This window comes from Kosakonia oryzae (assembly GCF_001658025.2).
GTDB lineage: Bacteria > Pseudomonadota > Gammaproteobacteria > Enterobacterales > Enterobacteriaceae > Kosakonia > Kosakonia oryzae.
On record NZ_CP014007.2, the window covers coordinates 568,771 to 589,705 of the forward strand.

The 20,935-nt window shown below is 54.9% G+C and carries 23 protein-coding genes; 14 read left to right on the forward strand and 9 right to left on the reverse strand.

Annotation, left to right across the window (positions count from 1 at the left end; genetic code table 11):
• Positions 1-122 precede the first annotated feature (122 nt).
• The 8 genes from rbfA to mtr all read left to right on the forward strand — a co-directional run bounded on the left by rbfA (position 123) and on the right by mtr (position 8,731).
• Positions 123-524: a 30S ribosome-binding factor RbfA gene (gene rbfA, locus AWR26_RS02745; protein WP_064563399.1), complete on the forward strand. Its 402-nt coding sequence runs from the start codon at positions 123-125 to the stop codon at positions 522-524.
• Entirely contained in the window at positions 524-1,471 is a 948-nt protein-coding gene (gene truB / locus AWR26_RS02750; RefSeq protein ID WP_043956402.1) for a tRNA pseudouridine(55) synthase TruB, read from the forward strand. Before rbfA ends, truB begins: the two co-directional genes overlap by 1 nt.
• Before the next feature lie 148 nt (positions 1,472-1,619).
• Positions 1,620-1,889, forward strand: a complete 270-nt coding sequence (rpsO, locus tag AWR26_RS02755) for a 30S ribosomal protein S15 (RefSeq protein ID WP_064563401.1) — start codon at positions 1,620-1,622, stop codon at positions 1,887-1,889.
• Between the two features lie 244 nt (positions 1,890-2,133).
• Positions 2,134-4,269, forward strand: a complete 2,136-nt coding sequence (pnp, locus tag AWR26_RS02760; RefSeq protein ID WP_043956403.1) for a polyribonucleotide nucleotidyltransferase — start codon at positions 2,134-2,136, stop codon at positions 4,267-4,269.
• Positions 4,270-4,379: 110 nt separating this feature from the next.
• A complete protein-coding gene (gene nlpI / locus AWR26_RS02765) occupies positions 4,380-5,264 on the forward strand; it encodes a lipoprotein NlpI (RefSeq protein ID WP_043956404.1) in 885 nt (294 codons plus the stop codon).
• A gap of 106 nt (positions 5,265-5,370) precedes the next feature.
• Positions 5,371-5,451 carry a protein YrbN gene (gene yrbN / locus AWR26_RS25880; RefSeq protein ID WP_107147034.1) on the forward strand — a complete coding sequence of 27 codons (81 nt, stop codon included), beginning with the start codon at positions 5,371-5,373 and terminating at the stop codon, positions 5,449-5,451.
• Entirely contained in the window at positions 5,444-7,348 is a 1,905-nt protein-coding gene (locus AWR26_RS02775) for a DEAD/DEAH family ATP-dependent RNA helicase (protein ID WP_043956405.1), read from the forward strand. The genes yrbN and AWR26_RS02775 overlap by 8 nt, the downstream gene beginning before the upstream one ends.
• Positions 7,349-7,486: 138 nt before the next feature.
• Complete coding sequence (mtr, locus tag AWR26_RS02780) at positions 7,487-8,731, forward strand: tryptophan permease (protein WP_043956406.1); 1,245 nt, start codon at positions 7,487-7,489, stop codon at positions 8,729-8,731.
• 87 nt (positions 8,732-8,818) lie between these two features.
• On the opposite strand, the gene AWR26_RS02785 is transcribed toward mtr, so the two are convergent.
• The 3 genes from AWR26_RS02785 to ubiU form a co-directional block, all read right to left on the reverse strand.
• Positions 8,819-9,826 carry a luciferase-like monooxygenase gene (locus AWR26_RS02785; protein ID WP_007369936.1) on the reverse strand — a complete coding sequence of 336 codons (1,008 nt, stop codon included), beginning with the start codon at positions 9,824-9,826 and terminating at the stop codon, positions 8,819-8,821.
• A gap of 141 nt (positions 9,827-9,967) precedes the next feature.
• The gene (locus AWR26_RS02790; protein ID WP_064563403.1) at positions 9,968-10,846 is read right to left on the reverse strand and encodes a U32 family peptidase; all 879 of its coding nucleotides are present in this window, start codon (positions 10,844-10,846) and stop codon (positions 9,968-9,970) included.
• A 7-nt stretch (positions 10,847-10,853) separates the two neighbouring features.
• Positions 10,854-11,849, reverse strand: a complete 996-nt coding sequence (ubiU, locus tag AWR26_RS02795) for a ubiquinone anaerobic biosynthesis protein UbiU (protein ID WP_064563405.1) — start codon at positions 11,847-11,849, stop codon at positions 10,854-10,856.
• A gap of 240 nt (positions 11,850-12,089) precedes the next feature.
• Between ubiU and ubiT the strand changes: the two genes are divergently transcribed.
• Both ubiT and AWR26_RS02805 read left to right on the forward strand, forming a co-directional pair.
• A complete protein-coding gene (gene ubiT, locus AWR26_RS02800; RefSeq protein ID WP_064563407.1) occupies positions 12,090-12,614 on the forward strand; it encodes a ubiquinone anaerobic biosynthesis accessory factor UbiT in 525 nt (174 codons plus the stop codon).
• A complete protein-coding gene (locus tag AWR26_RS02805) occupies positions 12,608-13,111 on the forward strand; it encodes a GNAT family N-acetyltransferase (RefSeq protein ID WP_064563409.1) in 504 nt (167 codons plus the stop codon). Before ubiT ends, AWR26_RS02805 begins: the two co-directional genes overlap by 7 nt.
• Here the strand turns inward: AWR26_RS02805 and AWR26_RS02810 are convergent.
• Positions 13,068-13,400 (reverse strand): GIY-YIG nuclease family protein, encoded by a 333-nt coding sequence (locus tag AWR26_RS02810; protein ID WP_064563411.1) that lies wholly within the window; start codon positions 13,398-13,400, stop codon positions 13,068-13,070. The genes AWR26_RS02805 and AWR26_RS02810 overlap by 44 nt on opposite strands.
• Before the next feature lie 54 nt (positions 13,401-13,454).
• Between AWR26_RS02810 and AWR26_RS02815 the strand changes: the two genes are divergently transcribed.
• On the forward strand, positions 13,455-13,892 hold the full coding sequence (locus AWR26_RS02815) for a YhbP family protein (protein WP_064563413.1): 438 nt from the start codon (positions 13,455-13,457) through the stop codon (positions 13,890-13,892).
• On the opposite strand, the gene AWR26_RS02820 is transcribed toward AWR26_RS02815, so the two are convergent.
• On the reverse strand, positions 13,878-14,396 hold the full coding sequence (locus AWR26_RS02820; protein WP_064563415.1) for a type 1 glutamine amidotransferase domain-containing protein: 519 nt from the start codon (positions 14,394-14,396) through the stop codon (positions 13,878-13,880). The genes AWR26_RS02815 and AWR26_RS02820 overlap by 15 nt on opposite strands.
• Positions 14,397-14,517: 121 nt before the next feature.
• Here AWR26_RS02820 and AWR26_RS02825 point away from each other — a divergent pair, with 121 nt between their 5' ends.
• Positions 14,518-15,171 carry a Rossmann-fold NAD(P)-binding domain-containing protein gene (locus AWR26_RS02825; RefSeq protein WP_064563417.1) on the forward strand — a complete coding sequence of 218 codons (654 nt, stop codon included), beginning with the start codon at positions 14,518-14,520 and terminating at the stop codon, positions 15,169-15,171.
• Between the two features lie 52 nt (positions 15,172-15,223).
• Positions 15,224-16,261 carry a permease gene (locus AWR26_RS02830; protein WP_064563419.1) on the forward strand — a complete coding sequence of 346 codons (1,038 nt, stop codon included), beginning with the start codon at positions 15,224-15,226 and terminating at the stop codon, positions 16,259-16,261.
• A gap of 48 nt (positions 16,262-16,309) precedes the next feature.
• Here the strand turns inward: AWR26_RS02830 and dolP are convergent, their stop codons facing one another.
• The 4 genes from dolP to AWR26_RS02850 are packed head-to-tail and all read right to left on the reverse strand — an operon-like array spanning position 16,310 to position 19,978.
• Complete coding sequence (gene dolP, locus AWR26_RS02835) at positions 16,310-16,885, reverse strand: division/outer membrane stress-associated lipid-binding lipoprotein (RefSeq protein ID WP_064563421.1); 576 nt, start codon at positions 16,883-16,885, stop codon at positions 16,310-16,312.
• A gap of 9 nt (positions 16,886-16,894) precedes the next feature.
• On the reverse strand, positions 16,895-17,485 hold the full coding sequence (diaA, locus tag AWR26_RS02840) for a DnaA initiator-associating protein DiaA (RefSeq protein ID WP_043956418.1): 591 nt from the start codon (positions 17,483-17,485) through the stop codon (positions 16,895-16,897).
• 22 nt (positions 17,486-17,507) lie between these two features.
• On the reverse strand, positions 17,508-17,903 hold the full coding sequence (locus tag AWR26_RS02845) for a YraN family protein (RefSeq protein WP_064563423.1): 396 nt from the start codon (positions 17,901-17,903) through the stop codon (positions 17,508-17,510).
• The gene (locus tag AWR26_RS02850; RefSeq protein ID WP_064563425.1) at positions 17,861-19,978 is read right to left on the reverse strand and encodes a penicillin-binding protein activator; all 2,118 of its coding nucleotides are present in this window, start codon (positions 19,976-19,978) and stop codon (positions 17,861-17,863) included. Before AWR26_RS02850 ends, AWR26_RS02845 begins: the two co-directional genes overlap by 43 nt.
• 62 nt (positions 19,979-20,040) lie before the next feature.
• Here AWR26_RS02850 and rsmI point away from each other — a divergent pair, with 62 nt between their 5' ends.
• On the forward strand, positions 20,041-20,898 hold the full coding sequence (gene rsmI / locus AWR26_RS02855; RefSeq protein ID WP_007369950.1) for a 16S rRNA (cytidine(1402)-2'-O)-methyltransferase: 858 nt from the start codon (positions 20,041-20,043) through the stop codon (positions 20,896-20,898).
• The last annotated feature ends 37 nt before the right edge of the window (positions 20,899-20,935 follow it).

The window sequence follows — 20,935 nt, forward strand, 5'->3', positions numbered from 1 at the left end:
TTTGCCGCCCGGCTGCAACCCGCGTTCATCGTGGATACAAATATTGTAGGCCGGGTAAGCTAAGCGCCACCCGGCAGAATATCAAAAGGGGCTACGGCCCCTTTTTAGTCTGGAGAATTATTATGGCGAAAGAATTTGGTCGCCCGCAGCGCGTAGCCCAGGAACTGCAAAAAGAAATTGCGATTATCCTGCAGCGTGAAATCAAAGATCCGCGACTGGGGATGATGACTACCGTATCCGGTGTTGAAGTTTCCCGCGATCTGGCTTATGCCAAAGTGTTTGTCACCTTCCTTAACGATAAAGATGAAGCTTCTGTTAAAGCGGGCATCAAAGCGCTACAGGACGCTTCCGGTTTTATTCGTACCCTGGTGGGTAAAGCTATGCGTCTGCGTATCGTGCCGGAACTGACCTTCTTCTACGACAATTCGCTGGTGGAAGGGATGCGTATGTCCAACCTGGTGACCAGCGTGGTGAAGCACGATGACGAACGTCGTGTGAATCCGGACGACAGCAAGGAGGACTGATGAGTCGTCCTCGTCGTCGTGGTCGCGACGTGCATGGCGTGTTGCTGCTTGATAAACAGCAGGGCGCCTCGAGCAATGATGTGCTGCAAAAGGTCAAACGCCTCTACAATGCTAACCGTGCCGGACATACCGGGGCGTTGGATCCGCTGGCGACCGGTATGTTGCCGATTTGTCTGGGCGAAGCAACAAAGTTTTCCCAGTATCTGCTGGATTCTGATAAACGCTATCGGGTCATTGCGCGGCTGGGCCAGCGAACTGATACTTCTGATGCGGACGGTCAAATTGTCGAAGAGCGCCCGGTAACCTTTACCGACGAGCAATTGGCTGCGGCGCTGGAGAGTTTCCGTGGCGATACGCAGCAAGTGCCGTCAATGTATTCCGCGCTGAAGTATCAGGGAAAGAAACTCTACGAGTATGCGCGCCAGGGTATTGAAGTGCCGCGTGAAGCCCGGCCTATTACCGTTTATGAACTGATATTTATTCGTCATGAAGGTAATGAGCTGGAGCTGGAAATCCACTGCTCTAAAGGGACTTACATTCGCACCATTATTGACGATCTGGGTGAGAAGCTGGGTTGTGGCGCGCATGTTATCTACCTGCGTCGTCTGGCGGTGAGCAAATACCCGGTTGAGAGGATGGTCACTCTGGAGCACTTGCACGAGCTGGTGGCCCAGGCTGAGCAGCAGAATATTCCGGCGGCACAGCTACTGGATCCGCTGTTGATGCCAATGGACAGCCCGGCATCCGATTTTCCCGTCGTCAATATTCCTTCTGTCGTGGCCGCGTATTTCAAAAACGGTCAGCCAGTACGCGCATCAGCCGCGCCAAAAGAGGGGCTGGTACGCGTGACGGAAGGTGATGAAGGTAAATTTATCGGTATGGGCGAAATAGACGATGATGCGCGTGTGGCGCCGCGTCGTCTGGTTGTAGAGTATCCTGCTGTATAACGGACTTACCTTGCGAGAACCTGTCACTACGAGTAGAATATTGCCGCTTAACGTTGGGCCATGTATTTAACATTGCCCGGCGTTAAACCCTGGGGTGCTGAATTAGAGATCGGCATCCTTTCATTTATAAATACTTTGGAGTTTTAAAATGTCTCTAAGTACTGAAGCTACAGCTAAAATCGTTTCTGAGTTTGGTCGTGATGCAAACGACACCGGTTCTACCGATGTTCAGATTGCTCTGTTGACTGCACAGATCAACCACCTGCAGAGCCACTTTGCAGAGCACAAAAAAGATCACCACAGTCGTCGTGGTCTGCTGGGCATGGTTTCTCGCCGTCGTAAACTGCTTGACTATCTGAAACGTAAAGACGTTGCACGTTACACCGCGCTGATCGAGCGTCTGGGTCTGCGTCGCTAAGTCTGGCGAGTTTCAAGAAGGGGCCTTTATGGCCCCTTTTTTCAACCAGGCGGCAGCAATTGGCAGTAAACTAATGTATTGTTGCCATGTATGTCTTCACTGCAGAGGTTCGCGCGGCTAATGAGAGGCTTTATCCGCAATGGGGCGGGTCAGGGTTGTCATTAGTCGCGAGGATGCATGAAGATTCGGTTTAATTGTCAGCACGCCTTTGGTGTGCTGACATTCATTAAGAAAGGACAGAATTTTGCTGAATCCGATCGTTCGTAAATTCCAGTACGGTCAACATACCGTTACGCTGGAAACCGGCATGATGGCTCGTCAGGCCACCGCTGCCGTAATGGTAAGCATGGATGACACCGCGGTATTTGTGACCGTAGTTGGCCAGAAAAAAGCGAAACCAGGTCAGGACTTTTTCCCGTTGACCGTTAACTATCAGGAGCGTACCTACGCTGCTGGTAAAATCCCCGGTGGTTTCTTCCGTCGTGAAGGCCGTCCGAGCGAAGGTGAAACCCTGATTGCGCGTCTGATTGACCGCCCGGTTCGCCCGTTGTTCCCGGAAGGCTTCGTTAATGAAGTTCAGGTTATTGCCACCGTCGTTTCCGTTAACCCGCAGGTTAACCCGGATATCGTCGCGATGATCGGTGCTTCCGCAGCCCTGTCTCTGTCCGGTATTCCGTTCAATGGTCCGATTGGCGCCGCTCGCGTGGGCTACATCAACGACCAGTACGTGCTGAACCCGACCCAGGAAGAGCTGAAAGCGAGCAAGCTGGATCTGGTTGTTGCCGGTACTGAAGCGGCTGTTCTGATGGTGGAATCCGAAGCAGAACTGCTGAGCGAAGATCAAATGCTGGGTGCTGTGGTATTTGGCCACGAACAGCAGCAAGTCGTTATCCAGAACATCAACGAACTGGTGAAAGAAGCCGGCAAACCGCGTTGGGACTGGCAGCCGGAAGCGGTAAACGAAGCGCTGAATGCACGCGTTGCCGCGCTGGCAGAATCTCGTCTGAGCGATGCATACCGCATCACCGACAAACAGGAACGTTATGCTCAGGTTGATGTGATCAAATCTGAAACTATCGCGACGCTGACTGCCGAAGACGAAACGCTGGACGCTAACGAGCTGGGCGAAATCCTGCACGCTATCGAGAAAAATGTTGTTCGTAGCCGCGTACTGGCTGGCGAACCGCGCATCGATGGCCGCGAAAAAGATATGATCCGTGGTCTGGACGTTCGTACCGGTGTTCTGCCGCGTACTCACGGTTCTGCACTGTTCACCCGTGGTGAAACTCAGGCGCTGGTAACGGCAACGCTGGGTACTGCGCGTGATGCTCAGATCATCGACGAACTGATGGGCGAGCGTACTGACTCTTTCCTGTTCCACTATAACTTCCCTCCGTACTCCGTAGGGGAAACCGGGATGGTCGGTTCGCCGAAGCGTCGTGAGATCGGTCACGGTCGTCTGGCAAAACGTGGCGTGCTGGCTGTGATGCCGGATGCAGAAAAATTCCCGTACACCGTTCGTGTGGTTTCTGAAATCACCGAATCCAACGGTTCTTCTTCCATGGCTTCCGTGTGTGGCGCTTCTCTGGCGCTGATGGATGCGGGCGTGCCGGTGAAAGCAGCCGTTGCAGGTATCGCAATGGGTCTGGTGAAAGAAGGCGACAACTTTGTTGTTCTGTCTGACATCCTTGGCGATGAAGATCACCTGGGCGATATGGACTTCAAAGTGGCGGGTTCCCGCGACGGTATCTCTGCGCTGCAGATGGATATTAAAATTGAAGGTATCACCAAAGAGATCATGCAGGTTGCGCTGAACCAGGCGAAAGGCGCACGTCTGCATATCCTGAGCGTGATGGAACAGGCGATTAATGCGCCGCGTGGTGATATCTCTGAATTTGCACCGCGTATCCACACCATCAAGATCAACCCGGACAAAATCAAAGACGTTATCGGTAAAGGCGGTTCTGTTATCCGTGCATTGACCGAAGAAACGGGCACTACTATTGAAATCGAAGACGACGGTACCGTGAAAATCGCGGCCACCGATGGTGAAAAAGCGAAATTCGCTATTCGCCGTATCGAAGAAATCACCGCTGAGATCGAAGTGGGCCGTATCTACACTGGTAAAGTGACCCGTATCGTTGACTTTGGCGCGTTTGTTGCCATCGGCGGCGGTAAAGAAGGTCTGGTACACATCTCTCAGATCGCTGATAAGCGCGTTGAGAAAGTGACCGATTATCTGCAGATGGGCCAGGAAGTTCCGGTGAAAGTTCTGGAGGTTGATCGCCAGGGCCGTATTCGTCTGAGTATCAAAGAAGCGACTGAACAAACTCAGCCAGCTGAAGCGTTAGAAGCGCCACAAGCAGAGCAGGGCGAGTAAGGTTGCCTTTGCCCTCCGCCATCAGGCGGAGGGTTTATTCGCAGGCAGGACGCCATGTTTGCAGCCGGGGGACAGGACGTTCATCCAATTGTTGTCTTCGGGAGTGGGAAATGAAGCCTTTTTTGCGCTGGTGTTTCGTTGCGACAGCTTTAACGCTGGCAGGATGCAGCAACTCTGCCTGGCGTAAGAGCGAAGTCCTCGCGGTGCCATTGCAACCGACTTTGCAGCAAGAAGTGATTCTGGCACGCATGGAACAAATTCTTGCCAGTCGGGCTTTAACCGATGACGAACGCGCACAGCTTTTATATGAGCGCGGAGTGTTGTATGATAGTCTCGGTCTGAGGGCCTTAGCGCGGAATGATTTCTCACAAGCGCTGGCAATTCGACCGGATATGCCTGAAGTATTCAACTACTTAGGCATTTATTTAACGCAGGCAGGCAATTTTGATGCTGCCTATGAAGCGTTTGATTCTGTACTTGAGCTTGATCCAACTTACAACTACGCGCACTTAAATCGCGGGATCGCATTGTATTACGGCGGTCGCGATAAGTTAGCGCAAGATGATCTGCTGGCGTTTTATCAAGACGATCCTAATGATCCTTTCCGCAGCCTGTGGCTTTACATCGTTGAGCGAAAGCTTAATGAGAAGCAGGCAAAAGAAGCACTGAAACAGCGCTTCGAGAAATCGGACAAGGAACAATGGGGATGGAATATTGTCGAGTTCTACCTCGGTGACATTAGCGAAGCAACGCTAATGGATCGCCTGAAGGCAGACGCAACGGATAACACCTCGCTCGCTGAGCATCTCAGTGAAACCAACTTCTATTTAGGTAAGTATTACCTAAGTCTGGGGGATAAGGACAGCGCCACGGCACTGTTCAAACTAACGGTTGCCAACAACGTCCATAATTTTGTTGAGCACCGTTACGCATTGTTGGAATTAGCGCTCTTGGGCCAGGAGCACGATGACCTGGCAGAATCGGACCAGCAATAGCTGACGAACATATCAGCCCGTAATCTCTTTTGATTGCCATCATCTTCACGGGTGAGGGCTTCATTGTTCGTTAATCAACCTACTTTGAGCCGGTTCACACTTTTCAATGAAAATTGCTAATCATTTTCACGATGAGTTATGTAGACTGGCCGCCAATGACATAGAGGCACTTGTACTACATGGCTGAATTCGAAACCACTTTTGCAGATCTGGGCCTGAAGGCTCCTATCCTTGAAGCCCTGAACGATCTCGGTTACGAAAAACCATCTCCGATCCAGGCTGAGTGCATTCCGCACCTGCTGTCTGGTCGTGACGTACTGGGCATGGCCCAGACTGGTAGCGGTAAAACCGCAGCGTTTTCTCTTCCGCTGCTCCATAACATCGATCCGGACCTGCGTGCGCCGCAGATCCTTGTGCTTGCTCCGACCCGCGAACTGGCGGTTCAGGTAGCTGAAGCAATGACCGATTTTTCTAAACATATGCATGGCGTAAACGTTGTTGCCCTGTACGGCGGCCAGCGTTATGACGTGCAATTACGCGCCCTGCGCCAGGGGCCGCAGATCGTCGTCGGTACGCCGGGGCGTCTGCTGGATCACCTGAAACGCGGTACGCTGGATCTCTCTAAACTGAGCGGTCTGGTTCTGGATGAAGCCGACGAAATGCTGCGCATGGGCTTTATCGAAGACGTTGAAACGATTATGGCGCAGATCCCGGAAGGTCATCAGACCGCGCTGTTCTCTGCAACCATGCCGGAAGCGATCCGTCGCATTACCCGCCGCTTTATGAAAGAGCCGCAGGAAGTGCGCATTCAGTCCAGCGTAACTACTCGCCCGGACATCAGCCAGAGCTACTGGACGGTGTACGGCATGCGTAAAAACGAAGCGCTGGTTCGTTTCCTCGAAGCGGAAGATTTTGATGCGGCGATCATCTTCGTTCGTACCAAAAACGCGACGCTGGAAGTGGCTGAAGCCCTGGAGCGCAACGGTTATAACAGCGCCGCGCTGAACGGCGACATGAACCAGGCGCTGCGTGAGCAGACTCTGGAACGCCTGAAAGATGGTCGTCTTGATATCCTGATCGCTACCGACGTTGCGGCGCGTGGTCTGGACGTTGAGCGTATCAGCCTGGTCGTTAACTACGACATTCCGATGGATTCTGAATCCTACGTTCACCGTATCGGCCGTACCGGTCGTGCGGGTCGCGCTGGCCGTGCACTGCTGTTCGTTGAGAACCGCGAGCGCCGTCTGCTGCGCAACATTGAACGCACCATGAAGCTGACCATTCCGGAAGTCGAGCTGCCGAACGCAGAACTGCTGGGCAAACGCCGTCTGGAAAAATTCGCCGCGAAAGTACAGCAGCAGCTGGAAAGCAGCGATCTGGATCAATACCGCGCGCTGCTGGCAAAAATCCAGCCTTCTTCCGAAGAAGAGATGGACATTGAAACGCTGGCCGCTGCATTGCTGAAAATGGCACAGGGCGAGCGTCCGCTGATTCTGCCACCGGATGCGCCAATGCGTCCGCGTCGCGAATTCCGCGAACGTGATGACCGTTTCGAACGCCGTGGCGATCGCAACGACCGTGGCCCGCGCGGCGAGCGTTCCGAGCGCGGTGGTGAAGATCGCCCGCGTCGTGAACGTCGTGATGTTGGCGACATGGAACTGTACCGCATTGAAGTGGGCCGTGATGACGGTGTTGAAGTACGTCATATCGTTGGCGCGATTGCTAACGAAGGCGATATCAGCAGCCGTTACATCGGTAACATCAAGCTGTTTGGTTCTCACTCTACTATCGAGCTGCCGAAAGGTATGCCGGGTGAAGTTCTGCAGCACTTCACGCGTACGCGTATTCTCAACAAACCGATGAATATGCAGTTGCTGGGCGATGCTCAGCCGCGCGAGCGTAACGAACGTCGCGGTGGCGGTGAGCGCCGTGGTGGTTTTGGTGGCGAACGTCGTGAAGGCGGTCGTAGCGAAGGCCGTCGTTTCAGCGGTGAGCGTCAGGAAGGCCGTAGTTTTGGTGGCGAACGTCGTGCTCCGCGCCGCGATCGTGACGAAAGCACCAGCCGTCGTCGCAACGACGCATAATTTTCCTTACGATCTGTAAAGAAAAAGATACAGCCCCGGTCAAAACGATCGGGGTTTTTTTTATCTGCAATGTACTCTTGTACTGGTACAATGCAGCGGCCTGAATCCAGGCTTTGAATCCACAGGAGAATATTTCAGATGTCGACACTGACAACCACACAGGCTTCCCCTTCGCTGTTCGGCGGGGTGGTAATTATCGGCGGCACCATCATTGGCGCAGGCATGTTCTCGTTGCCCGTAGTGATGTCCGGCGCGTGGTTCTTTTGGTCACTGCTGGCACTGCTGTTTACCTGGTTCTGCATGCTGCACTCGGGGTTGATGATTCTTGAGGCCAACCTTAACTATCGCAGCGGGGCAAGTTTCGACACCATCACCAAAGATTTGCTGGGAAAAGGCTGGAATCTGGTGAATGGCGTCTCGATTGCCTTCGTGCTTTATATTCTGACTTACGCTTACATTTCGGCGAGCGGCTCCATTCTGCATCATACTTTTGCCGAAATGTCGCTGAACGTGTCGCCGCGTCTGGCGGGATTGTGCTTTGCGTTAGGCGTTGCTTTTATCGTTTGGCTCTCCACGCACGCAGTCAGCCGCATGACGGCGATCGTGCTTGGGGCGAAAGTGATCACGTTTTTCCTCACCTTTGGCAGCCTGCTCGGGCACGTGCAGCCCGCGACATTGTTTAATGTGGCGCAAAGCGACGCATCCTATACGCCCTATTTGCTGATGACGCTGCCGTTTTGCCTTGCCTCATTTGGCTATCACGGCAACGTTCCAAGCCTGATGAAATACTACGGCAAAGATCCGCGCACTATCACCCGTTGCCTGGTCTACGGCACGTTACTGGCGTTGGGGCTGTATGTTGTCTGGCTGCTGGTGACGATGGGCAATATCCCGCGTCCGGCATTTATTGAGATCGCTGCGAAGGGCGGCAACATTGATGTGCTGGTGCAGGCGCTCAGCGGCGTGTTGAATAGCCGTAGCCTGGATCTGCTGTTAGTGATTTTCTCCAACTTTGCAGTTGCCAGCTCATTCCTGGGCGTGACTTTGGGGCTGTTCGATTATCTGGCGGATCTGTTTGGGTTTGACGATTCACCGGCTGGGCGCTTCAAAACGGCTTTGCTGACGTTTGTACCGCCGATTGTCGGTGGTTTACTGTGGCCGAATGGTTTTCTGTATGCCATTGGTTATGCGGGGCTGGCGGCAACGATTTGGGCGGCGATTGTTCCTGCGCTGCTGGCGAATGCGTCACGTAAACGCTTTGGCAGCCCGGCGTTTCGCGTCTGGGGCGGCAAGCCAATGATTATCCTGATTCTGCTGTTTGGCATCGGTAACGCCGTAGTACACCTGCTTTCCAGCTTCAATCTGCTGCCGGTTTATCAGTAATTTCAGGCCGGGTGGCGTTGCGCTTACCCGGCCTGCAAAGCCACCGGGCCGGATAAGGTGCAAACCGCTATCCGGCACAGACAAAAACTATCCGAGCAGTGCTTCTTTCACCTGCATCGCCAGCTCAAACGAGTAGAGCCGTGCCTGGTGATCGAAAATTTGCCCATTAACCATGATTTCATCCGCGTCGGTTTCCCGCAGGATCGACTCCAGCCCGTGGCGCACCTTCGCTTTATCCCCGACCAGCGACATGCTCAGCGCCTGCTGTACGCCATACTGCTCCGACGGTGACCAGAACTGATCCATATTGGCGATTGGCGGCGGCAACTGCGCCGTTTCACCCCGGCGCAGTTTCACAAATGCCTGCTGCATGGAGGTAAAGAGGAATTCCGCATCGCGGTTGCTGTCGGCGACAACAATGTTGATGCACACCATTGCATAAGGTTTCTCCAGCCGCGCGGAAGGTTTGAAATTCGTGCGATAGAGATGCAGCGCCTGGAACAACATATCCGGCGCAAAGTGCGAGGCAAAAGCAAACGGCAGGCCGAGTTGTGCGGCCAGTTGCGCACTGTACAGGCTGGAACCCAGCAACCAGACCGGGATCTGCTCGCCGTAACCCGGCACAGGACGGACATGCGGGTTCGGATCGCGGGCGTCAAACCAGTCCACCAGTTCGGCTACATCGCGCGGGAAGTTATCAATATCGCCGCTCATATGGCGACGTAACGCCATCATGGTGCGCTGATCGCTGCCTGGTGCGCGGCCGAGACCCAGATCGATGCGTCCCGGATAGAGTGTATTTAGCGTGCCAAACTGCTCGGCAATCACCAGCGGCGAGTGGTTCGGCAGCATCACGCCGCCGGAACCCAGGTGCAGGGTTTGCGTATTGGCGGCAAGATAGCCAATCAGCACCGACGTCGCGGCGCTGGCGATGCCTGTCATATTGTGGTGTTCCGCCAGCCAGTAACGGTGATAGCCACGCTTCTCAGCCAATTTCGCCAGATCCAGCGAATGGGTAAACGCCTCGCGGGCAGAGGAGCCTTGTGGGATCGGCGCGAGATCCAGCACCGAAAAGGGAATTGTTTTCTCAGACATAGAAACTCACTTTGCTACAGCATCGTCATCAGATTGAAGGTCTTCTTCCAGCCTGGCCCAGAGTAGCGGGACAGGCCAGAAAAGCTGCAACTTTTATAGTGCATTAACCTTTGCTGAAAGCTGTTAACAAAGTGAGCTTTATTAAAGTTCTAACTGCAAGCCAGGCAACCTGCGCCAGTAGCCATTACAGTCGCTGTGAGACGTGAGCGGCAGCGGCGCGTTGCCCGTTTCATTCGCTTTAAACGCGTCCAGCATGGCGAACGTTTCCGGTCCCATCGGCGACAGACGCACGATATCGACAACATCTTTCATCGAAACCAGTTCATTGCCGAGGTTATAGACATAGCCGCTCATCGTCTGGATGCCATTGAGAACAAACACTTGCTGGTTCTCCTGCGACACCATGCTGCGTCCGTTCGGGTATTTAATGCAGCAGGTTTCGCACTCATCTTTCGGTCTGTCTTCCGAGCGCGCGGTAAAGCAGCGGGCGGAATATGCCAGCGGCAGATGGCCGTAGCTCAACACTTCTACCTCGAACTGCCGACGAATGCCCAGCGTTTCGCACTGTTCGAGCAGATTGACCAGCCAGTCCCGGGAAAGCTCGACCGGCATGCACCAGCGCACCATGCCTTGTTTGAGCAGCAGACGCAGCGTCACGGCGTTATAGCAGTTAAGGGCGTGCCCGGCGACGAAAGGCAATTTACGGTCAGCGCACATGTTCACTACGCCTAAATCGCTGGCTTCCAGCAGAAATTCGCCGTTATCAACATAGCGCTTCAGTTCGTTTAATTCTGAGGAGGCTTGCACCAGCGCCAGCGTGGAGAGCACGACCTGTTTGCCGCTACTGGCGAGCGTTTTTGCCATCTCCAGCCAGTCGCCCACTTTGGTCGCGCGACGCTTGCTGCACACCGCCTCGCCAAGATAAATCACATCAGCGCTGCTGCTGGCAGCCTGGCGGTAAAAATCTTCCAGCGTCTCTTTTGGCCAGTAATAAAGGACCGGCCCTAATGAATATTTCATTGTCTACCTACTGCCATTTACGGTGATATGCGCCGAGCGTGGTTTGTGTGCCTTCCGACATGGCTCCTAACGTCTCCATCCATGCGGATTGCGGGACAAAGCCCTGCGGCGCGGCCATGCAACGATCAATAGCCTGACGCCACACCTTCGCCACCTGGCTGACATACGCCGGGCTGCGCTGGCGGCCTTCGATTTTTACCGAGGCGATATTGGCTGCCAACAATTCCGGCAACAGCTCCAGCGTATTCAGGCTGGTGGGCTCTTCCAGCGCATGATAACGCTCGCCATCCACCAGATAACGCCCTTTGCACAGCGTGGGATAACCCGCGTTTTCACCCTCCTGATAGCGGTCGATCAGCACGTCATTCAAACGGGATTCCAGCCCTTGCGGTGTTTGCTGCCAGCGGACAAAACGCGCGGGCGAACAGGCGCCGACGGTATTGGGCGATTCACCGGTGAGATAGGAGGAGAGGTAGCAACGGCCTTCGGCCATAATGCACAGGCTGCCGAAAGCGAAGACCTCCAGCGGAACGGGCGTTGCACGCGCCAGTTGTTTCACCTGATGAATGGATAAAACGCGCGGCAGTACCACGCGTGCGACATCAAAGTGACGGTGGTAAAAGCGGATGGCTTCTTCGTTAGTGGCGGAGGCCTGCACGGATACATGACGCTCAATATGCGGATAACGCTCGGCGGCGTATTCCAGCATCGCCAGATCGGCAAGGATCAGCGCATCGGCACCCATCTGTGCGGCCATATCCACGGCCCGCTCCCAGCGCTGGTAGCCATCCGGGTGAGCAAAAGTATTAATGGCGATATGCAGTTTGCGGCGGTGCTGATGAACAAAACTCACCGCCTCCTGGAGTTTTTTCTCCGTAAAGTTGAGTCCGGCAAAATGGCGGGCGTTCGTATCATCTTTCAGCCCGATATAAACCGCGTCGGCGCCGTTTTCGATAGCCGCCTTCAATGCCGGAAGGTTTCCGGCAGGGCAGAGCAACTCCATAGTGTATCCTGCAATCAGCGGGCCAGAAGGCCCGGACGTACCCCGCAGGGTCGCCAAATTGTTAACGAACTGGGATTTTAGTTAACCTGCTGGCGACAATTTTTGATTTAAGGCAGTTAAATGCGTATTGATGGAGCCATAACTGCCGTCTATTTATTGCCGGATTGTTGATTTGCGCCGCTATGCTGTGACGGGAATATGGCAAAATAGCCGCAATTATCATTTCTGGGAGTTAAGCCCGTGTTGGAATCATTGCGCTCACGTCTTGTTCACTTCGGCCCGGCATTATTAAGTGTTCCGGTTAAGCTCACGCCTTTCGCCATCAAGCGTCAGGTGCTGGAGCAGGTGCTGCGATGGCAATTCCAGCAGGCGCTGGCGGACGGAGAGCTTGAGTTTCTCGAAGGTCGCTGGTTAAGTATTCAGGTACGGGATATCGGTCTGACGTGGTATACCTCTGTTGATAATGGTCAGTTGATTGTGCGTGAGTCAGCTGATGCCGATGTCAGCTTCAGCGCGGACGCCAGCGATTTGCTGATGATTGCCGCACGCAAGCAGGATCCGGACACGCTCTTTTTCCAGCGTCGGCTGGCGATTGAAGGCGATACGGAGCTCGGGCTGTACGTAAAAAATCTGATGGACGCCATTGAACTGGAGCAGATGCCAAAACCCCTGCGGGTGATGCTGCTGCAACTGGCGGAATTTGTTGAGGCCGGCCTGCAAGCGCCGCCTGCAACGACACAACCTTCTGTAGGTGAGCCATGCTGATTAGAGTTGAAATTCCCATTGATGCACCCGGTATCGACGCGTTATTGCGTCGTAGTTTTGGTGGTGAAGGCGAAGCCATGCTGGTGCACAATCTGCGTGAGGACGGTTTGATCACGCTGGGATTTGTCGCAACCGATGATGAAGGTCAGGTTGTGGGCTATGTGGCCTTTAGCCCGGTCACGGTTGCCGGTGAAGAGCTGCAATGGGTCGGGCTTGCGCCGCTGGCGGTCGATGAGCAGTATCGCGGCCAGGGCATTGCGCGCCAGCTTGTCTATGAAGGGCTGGATTCGCTGAATGAGTTTGGTTATGCCGCAGTCGTCACGTTGGGCGATCCGGCGTTCTATGGCCGTCTGGGGTTTAAAAAAGCCTCGCAGTACGATCTGCGTTGCCGCTGGCCGCAAACGGATGAGGCGTTTTTAGTTCACCCTCTTGCTGATGATGCGCTGAATGGCGTCAATGGCCAGGTGGAATACAGCGATCACTTCGATCGCCTTTAACAGCTGCTGCTTGCAGGCTTTCCCGTAGCGCCTCGAATGTGCCATCTCCGGCGACGAGGCGCTCTTTCTGGCGTTTGGTTAACTGCTTGATGCGGTACTCCAGCCGTAACGCCAGCGATCTTTCTCCCACCTGAGCTGAAAAAACCAGCGCCAGCGCGCCTTTTCCCCGCAGCGCTTTTGCCCCTTTGCCATTTTGATGCTGCGTAAAGCGACGCGCCACATCGGTGGTAATGCCGGTATACAGCATGTTGTCGGCGGTGCGGATAAGATAAAGAAACCAGAGCGTCATGACATTATTCATTGTGTTAATGTGAACGAAAAAATAACACGAGGAAGAGAAAAAATGGAGACGCTTGCAGCCATTAACCGCTGGCTGGCGAAACAGCATGTTGTCAGTTGGTGCGTGGCGAACCGGGGCGAATTGTGGTGTGCGAATGCGTTTTACGTTTACGATGCGCAAAAAGTGGCGTTTTACATTCTCAGTGAAGATCACACGCGTCACTCACAGATGACCGGGCTTCAGGCGAAGGTGGCGGGAACCGTCAACGGTCAGCCGAAAACCGTGGCGCTGATTCGCGGCGTGCAATTTACCGGGGAGATCCGTCGTCTGGAAGGGGAGGAAAGCGAGGCACCGCGTGCGCAGTACAACCGTCGCTTTCCTGTTGCGCGCATGTTGTCAGCCCCTATGTGGGAGATTCGCCTTCACGAATTGAAATTCACTGACAACACGCTGGGTTTTGGTAAAAAATTACACTGGATCCGCGACTCAGGCACCCAGTAAGCGCAACGCCTCGCGGTTAAACGCAGGCAAATCTTCGGGGGTGCGGCTGGTCACCAGTTGATCTTTATCGATCACCACTTCCTGGTCATAGAACTCGCCCCCGGCGTTTTTCACATCGACGACAATAGGTTTCACCGCTGTCAGCTTACGCCCGCGGATGGCGTCCGCGCTGATCAGCAACTGCGGGCCGTGACAAATGGCGAAGACGGGCTTACCACTGCTGATAAAATCGCGGGTGAAGGTGACAAACCGTTCGTCGCCGCGCAAATGATCGGGTGAGTGGCCGCCCGGTAGCAGCAGGGCGTCAAAATCCGCTGGCCGCACTTCATCAATGGCTTTATCAATCACCACTTCCGCTTCGCCTTGTTTGCCGTGGATGGTTTTCCCCGCTTGCTTCTCTATGGTGATTACCTCATGGCCGGCTTGACGAAATTCCTGTGCCGGAGAGGTGAATTCTGAATCTTCAAACTCGTCGGTGATCAAGACTGCAATTTTCTTGCTCATAATTCCTCCGTTGTTTTGGCTTCAGCGTTCGTTGTTATCCATACTGATAACCCATCAGACTACTAAGCCTGGTTTAGCTGGCGGGTATTGCAAGGCAGATTCATCTGCAAAAGGAGAGTAAATGCCACGCGTAATGATTACGGGCGCAACGGGCCTGGTTGGCGGACATCTGCTGCGATTGCTGAGCAAAGACGCGCGGATTGGCACGATCGTAGCGCCAACGCGCCGTCCGTTGTCGGGATTTCCCGATGTTGAAAATCCACATGATCCGCAGTTAAGCGATGCGCTGGCGCAGGTGAATGGCGCGGTGGATACGGTTTTTTGCTGCCTTGGCACCACGCGGCGCGAAGCGGGGAGCGAAGAGGCTTTCGTGCTTGCGGATTATACGCTGGTGGTCGATACGGCATTAACCGGGCTGCGGCTTGGTGCCAGGCAGATGCTGGTGGTCAGCTCGCTGGGCGCAAACGCGCGTTCACCGTTTTTCTATAACCGGGTAAAAGGTGAAATGGAAAAAGCGCTCATCGCGCAGGAGTGGCCCCGGCTGGTGATTGCCCGTCCGTCGATGCTGCTGGGGGAGCGCGAAAAGCCGCGCTCCAGTGAATCTCTGCTCGCACCGCTGTTTCGTTTGCTGCCGGGCAACTGGAAGTCGATCCGCGCACAGGATGTCGCCCGCGCGTTGCTGACATTGTCCTTCACGCCCGCGGAAAATCGCGTCGAGGTTGTCGCTTCCGCGCAGTTACGCGCGATTGCTGCAGGCTCGCAATTGGCAAAATAGTTTTCCCGGCGTACTATTCCCCGGCTTATCACCTATTTCCCCGGGGAATGTTATGACTGGTCAGTCTTCACCTCAGGCGGCAACACCTCTTCAGTGGTGGAAACCCGCGCTGTTCTTTCTTGTGGTTATCGTTGGTCTTTGGTACGTGAAATGGCAGCCTTATTACGGTAAAGCCTTCACTGCTGCCGAGACGCACAGCATCGGTAAATCTATTCTTGCACAGGCCGCTTCCAGCCCGATTCAGGCGGCATGGGATTATGCGTTGGTCTATTTTCTTGCCGTCTGGAAAGCGGCCGTACTGGGCGTAGTGCTGGGTTCGCTGATTCAGGTATTGATCCCGCGCGACTGGCTACTGCGTACGCTGGGGCAAAAACGCTTTAGCGGCACGCTGTTTGGTACGCTGTTTTCTCTGCCTGGCATGATGTGCACCTGCTGTGCCGCACCGGTGGCGGCAGGTATGCGCCGTCAGCGCGTCTCAATGGGCGGCGCGCTGGCATTCTGGATGGGCAACCCGCTGCTTAACCCGGCTACGCTGGTGTTTATGGGCTTTGTTCTTGGCTGGCATTTTGCCGCAATCCGTCTCGTCGCGGGTCTGGTGACGGTGCTGGGTGTTGCTTTACTGGTACAGGCGTTGGTCAAAGAGAGCCCGCAGCAGGCGGAAGCGGTGGATATTACGCTTACGGAGCCGCAGGGCAGCTTTATGGCGCGCTGGGGCAAAGCCTTATGGCAACTCTTCTGGAGCACCATTCCGGTCTATATTCTCGCTGTTCTGGTACTGGGCGCTGCGCGCGTCTGGTTATTCCCGCATGCGGATGGCGCGATCGATAACACGCTGTTGTGGGTGATTGCGATGGCGATTGTCGGCTGCCTGTTTGTGATCCCGACGGCCGCCGAGATCCCGATTGTGCAGACCATGATGCTGGCGGGTATGGGAATGGCGCCAGCGCTGGCGCTGTTGATTACGCTGCCAGCGGTAAGCCTGCCGTCGCTGATCATGCTGCGTAAATCGTTTCCGTTAAAAGCGTTGTGGCTGACCGGTGGGCTGGTGGCGCTGTGCGGGGCGGTCACTGGCGCTATTGCGTTGTTCTGAGGTTTGACAGAGCAAAAAAAAGCCCGGCAAATTGGCCGGGCTTTTCTGTTATTTCAGCAGGGTAAATGCCGTCGTTACGTGTTTCACACCGCCGACTCGGCTGGCGATATCTGCCGCTGCCTGGCCTTCACGCTGAGTGACCAGACCCATCAGGAACACTTCGCCATTTTCGGTGGTCACTTTCACATTAGAGGATTTCACCTGATCGCTGCCCAACAACTGCGAGCGGACTTTGGTGGTGATCCAGGTGTCGGAAGACGCCGTACCGAGGCCGATCGGCTGGCCCTGGCGAATTTCGTTGAATACTTCGGTTGCGCCCTCAACGCCTACGGCAATCTGTTTCGCTCTGGAAGAGAGTTCGGTATTCGGGGCCTGCCCGGTCAGCAGAACTTTCCCCTGATACGCGGTAACGTTGATACGCGCTTCTTTTTTAAGCTGCTCATCTTTGGACAACGCGCTGTTGACGCGCAGTTCCAGCGTGCTGTCATCCACCTGGGTGCCAACGGTTCGCGGATCCGTTGCGGCTTTAGTGCCAACGGCTGCAGAACCGACCACGACTGCGCCAACACAACCTTGTAACAGCAGCGCGGAAATAAGGACTGCGAGGGGCGTGAATGCCTTCATGTGTACTCCTTAATCATCCTGGTGAGGAAAAAGCGTGTTATCAATCAGATCGCATAAGCAATTCACTGTCAGCATGTGCATTTCCTGGATGCGTGCGCTGCGATGGGAAGGAATACGGATTTCGACATCCTGTGGCCCCAGCAGACCCGCCAGCTCACCACCGTCGTAGCCGGTCAGCGCTATGATGGACATATCACGCGTTACCGCCGCTTCCACGGCTTTAACGATATCGCGGCTGTTGCCGCGCGTGGAAATGGCCAGCAGGATATCCCCGCTGTGGCCGAGCGCGCGAACCTGCTTGGCGTAAATCTCATCATGCAGACGATCATTTGCTATCGCGGTTAAGACCACATTATCGGTATTAAGTGCAATGGCAGGTAAACTGGGACGTTCTGTTTCAAAACGGTTGATCATGCTGGCAGCAAAATGCTGTGCATTGGCGGCAGAAGTGCCGTTGCCACAACAGAGGATTTTGTTGCCGTTAAGCAGGGAGTGAACCATCGTCATGGCTGCGCGGGAAATGGCATCAGGTAACGCTTCCGCCGCCGCAATTTGGGTTTGAATGCTTTCCGTAAAGCAGACTTTAATTCGTTCGAGCACAGTAATCCCTATCATTTTGTAATTATGAGTGGTCGTTAAAGGCGTTTTGTATCCACTCAACGTCATTTTCGGTGCAGGCTACCACATCAAACCGGCAATCCACAGTATCAAAACTCCCATTGTGCCGGGCGAGCCATAAACGGGCTGTTTGCAGAAGCCTGGCTTGTTTCGCGCGTGTGATACTGCTCGCAGCGCCGCCAAAACGTGACGATCTGCGATAGCGCACTTCAATAAAAACGGTGGTAGTTTTGTGCCGCATTATCAGATCGATTTCGCCGCCGCGCTCGCGCACATTGGCGGCTAAAAAATGCAGTCCTTTGCTTTCCAGCCAGCGACGCGCTTTGGCTTCCCACGCGTCGCCGGTCTGTTTACGGGTTAACTGGCCGGGACGATCTGCCCCTGCTGGTATTTGAGCCATGACAACTTCCTGTTGATCACGCAATCCTGGGTGGCGGTTAAATCACCGGTATTTCCGTTCAGTTCAAACCCCGGAACCTGACGCATCTGCGAGAAGTTGTTCGCCAGCGACCAGGCATCTGCGCCCATGGCATACAGGCGCGCCAGTGAATAATCATTGTTAACGCTCTTCAGCGCCTGCTGCATTAACGATGGATTCGCGCCTGCCAGCATCGGGATTTCGTTAAATTGCAGGCCTTCCATCTCCAGACGGAAATCGGGGCCTGCACCGCCCTGTGCGCTGCGCGAGCTGGCGTACAGCATCACATTGCTTTGGCTACCGGTGCGCAGGGTAATCATCGGTTTAATCAGCGCGATCTCATCCTGCGTTGCCACGATATAAACGGAATCCACGCTGCCGCTACCGCTGATTTGCGCGTCGGTCGGCGGAGCCGGAATATTCAGGCCGCCAATAGTCACGCCCTGCTGTTGCGGCAGGCTGGCAACCACCGGGCTGCCAGTCATGGCAATACCGGAACCACCATTCAGGCCCATTCGCAATTCAGCGGTAGAGCCAAATTTCTGTTCCAGAACCACGCCGCCGCCGAGTTTCAGCCACTCTTCGGCAAAGGCTTTACTGATTCGTTCGCCCAGATTGCTGCGCGGCACCAGCAGCAGCGGCGCATGACGGCCCTGTTCATGGATATGACGCGCGGCATCGTGTGCTTCATCTTCCGGCGAGAGCGCGAAGTAGCAGATATTTGCGCGGTTTTCGACGTTTTCCGGCTGGTTGAGCGCCAGTACGTTCAGCGTAGTGTGGCTACGCATCAGCTCTTCAACATTGTTTTTCAGCAGCGGGCCGACCACGATACTCGCGCCATCTTGCTGTACCTGGTTGAGGATCTGATCCATCGGTTGTGCGCTGGTATCGTAAATTTTCAGTTCAGCGCCCGGGTTTGCTGGCGTACCGGCCACGGCCGGCGCGGCAACCGGCTGCGTCGCATTGGCATCAGCAGATTGAGGCGGCGTTACCGCTGCGGGATTCTGCTCTGCTGTGGTGTTGGATTGGGTGTCGGTTTCGCTCTGCGCGGCGCTATCCGGTGCCTGCACCTGCTGTGCATCCGGCGCGGCGGCGCTGGTTAAATCGCTGACGCTGGTCTGCGATGGGCTAACCACCGCAGCATTCGCCGCCTGCGCCACCTGCTGCGGAACAGCCGGGCCGGAAACGGTGGAAACACCGTTTTTAGCGGCTTCAAACCCCTGCTGAATCGCCCGGCCAAAAACAGCGGCCTGGCCATTTAATGGCAGCAGCAGCGCGATTTTATTGGCCGATGCCGGTTTGAAGTTTTGCAGATTCGACAGTTGGGTCGGCAGCATTTTCGCCGCCGGGTTTTGCGGGTAGCGGGTTTGCCAGTCGGTAATGCCCGCTTTCAGCATGTTGGGATCGTTGCGGTTATCAAACCAGACGCGTTGCAGATCGAGCCAGCCCTGCAAGGTGACTTCATCGGCGTTGATCACCAGCGCTCTGGCTTGATCCTGCGTCATCGAAGCCAGCGCCTGCCAGGTGGCATCGATATTTTTCTGCTTCTCTTCGGGTTTCGTTAACAGCGGCTCCTGGGCAATCAGCGCGCGCAGCAATGTCAGGGATGGCTTGCCTTGCGCGGCTTCAATCCCTAACTGCCAGTAACGCGCCTGTTGATTTTGCTCCAGATCGGCCGGATCGATCTTACTCAGCAGCGCCTGTGCGCCGGCGAAATCTTTCTGCACCAGTTTCATTTCGGCGGCGAGCAGAGAATATTCTTTACGCTGATTGTCGTTCAGATTCTGCGGTAGCTGGCTGAAGAGTTCGCTTGCCTGCTGGGTTTTGCCCTCTTTAAGCAGTGCACGAATGGCGAGTAATTGCCAGTTGGTCTTGCTATCATCTGTGCTTTGCTGCATCTGCTGCAGGTAATAGCCAGAATCGGCTTGCGCCGCGCCTTGCAGATGCGTGGTGCTCTGGTCTGTCGACTGGGTACCGCAGCCTGCAAACAGCAGGGCGGCCAGCACCACAGGCACGCAGCGCGTGGCTTTCGAACGTAGAAATCTTGACGGTAGCATACTGTATCCAGTGATAATTTTTACGCAATGCTCAATATTAAATCGGCAATACGGATGAAACAATGAAACAACACGAATCGGCGGAGAATTCTCAGGGTCAGCTTTATATTGTACCTACTCCCATTGGGAATTTGGCTGATATTACGCAACGCGCCCTCAACGTGTTGCAGGCCGTTGATTTAATTGCGGCGGAAGATACCCGCCACACCGGTTTATTGCTGCAACACTTTGCTATTAATGCCCGCCTGTTCGCCCTGCATGACCATAACGAGCAGCAGAAAGCGGAAACGCTGGTGGCAAAGCTGAAAGAGGGACAGAACATTGCGCTGGTCTCGGATGCCGGAACGCCGCTGATCAACGATCCGGGTTATCATCTGGTGCGCACCTGCCGTGAAGCGGGCATCCGCGTTGTACCTTTGCCTGGCCCGTGCGCTGCGATTGCCGCGTTGAGCGCTGCGGGATTACCGTCGGATCGTTTTTGTTACGAAGGGTTTCTGCCTGCCAAATCGAAAGGGCGTCGCGATACGTTAAAAGCGCTGGAAACGGAAAGCCGCACGCTGATTTTCTATGAATCCACCCACCGTTTACTGGAAAGTCTGGAAGATATGGTCGCAGTGTGGGGCGAGAGCCGTTATGTTGTGCTGGCCCGCGAGCTGACCAAAACCTGGGAAACCATTCAGGGCGCGCCAGTAGGCGAACTGCTGGCATGGGTGAAAGAGGATGAAAACCGCCGTAAAGGCGAGATGGTGCTGATTGTCGAAGGCCATAAAGCGCAGGAAGATGAGTTACCCGCCGATGCGCTGCGTACGCTGGCGTTGTTGCAGGCTGAACTGCCGCTGAAGAAAGCCGCAGCCCTTGCGGCGGAGATCCACGGCGTGAAGAAAAACGCGTTGTACAAGTACGCGCTGGATCAGCAATAACCCGAGCAATACAGGCGCTGAAAAGCCGCATCAGCGA

Coding starts and splice junctions, on each gene's coding strand:
- rbfA (WP_064563399.1), top strand. CDS start 123: ATGGCGAAAGAATTTGGTCGCCCGCAGCGCGTAGCCCAGGAACTGCAA.
- truB (WP_043956402.1), top strand. CDS start 524: ATGAGTCGTCCTCGTCGTCGTGGTCGCGACGTGCATGGCGTGTTGCTG.
- rpsO (WP_064563401.1), top strand. CDS start 1,620: ATGTCTCTAAGTACTGAAGCTACAGCTAAAATCGTTTCTGAGTTTGGT.
- nlpI (WP_043956404.1), top strand. CDS start 4,380: ATGAAGCCTTTTTTGCGCTGGTGTTTCGTTGCGACAGCTTTAACGCTG.
- yrbN (WP_107147034.1), top strand. CDS start 5,371: ATGAAAATTGCTAATCATTTTCACGATGAGTTATGTAGACTGGCCGCC.
- AWR26_RS02775 (WP_043956405.1), top strand. CDS start 5,444: ATGGCTGAATTCGAAACCACTTTTGCAGATCTGGGCCTGAAGGCTCCT.
- mtr (WP_043956406.1), top strand. CDS start 7,487: ATGTCGACACTGACAACCACACAGGCTTCCCCTTCGCTGTTCGGCGGG.
- AWR26_RS02785 (WP_007369936.1), bottom strand. CDS start 9,826: ATGTCTGAGAAAACAATTCCCTTTTCGGTGCTGGATCTCGCGCCGATC.
- AWR26_RS02790 (WP_064563403.1), bottom strand. CDS start 10,846: ATGAAATATTCATTAGGGCCGGTCCTTTATTACTGGCCAAAAGAGACG.
- ubiU (WP_064563405.1), bottom strand. CDS start 11,849: ATGGAGTTGCTCTGCCCTGCCGGAAACCTTCCGGCATTGAAGGCGGCT.
- AWR26_RS02805 (WP_064563409.1), top strand. CDS start 12,608: ATGCTGATTAGAGTTGAAATTCCCATTGATGCACCCGGTATCGACGCG.
- AWR26_RS02810 (WP_064563411.1), bottom strand. CDS start 13,400: ATGACGCTCTGGTTTCTTTATCTTATCCGCACCGCCGACAACATGCTG.
- AWR26_RS02815 (WP_064563413.1), top strand. CDS start 13,455: ATGGAGACGCTTGCAGCCATTAACCGCTGGCTGGCGAAACAGCATGTT.
- AWR26_RS02820 (WP_064563415.1), bottom strand. CDS start 14,396: ATGAGCAAGAAAATTGCAGTCTTGATCACCGACGAGTTTGAAGATTCA.
- AWR26_RS02825 (WP_064563417.1), top strand. CDS start 14,518: ATGCCACGCGTAATGATTACGGGCGCAACGGGCCTGGTTGGCGGACAT.
- AWR26_RS02830 (WP_064563419.1), top strand. CDS start 15,224: ATGACTGGTCAGTCTTCACCTCAGGCGGCAACACCTCTTCAGTGGTGG.
- dolP (WP_064563421.1), bottom strand. CDS start 16,885: ATGAAGGCATTCACGCCCCTCGCAGTCCTTATTTCCGCGCTGCTGTTA.
- AWR26_RS02845 (WP_064563423.1), bottom strand. CDS start 17,903: ATGGCTCAAATACCAGCAGGGGCAGATCGTCCCGGCCAGTTAACCCGT.
- AWR26_RS02850 (WP_064563425.1), bottom strand. CDS start 19,978: ATGCTACCGTCAAGATTTCTACGTTCGAAAGCCACGCGCTGCGTGCCT.
- rsmI (WP_007369950.1), top strand. CDS start 20,041: ATGAAACAACACGAATCGGCGGAGAATTCTCAGGGTCAGCTTTATATT.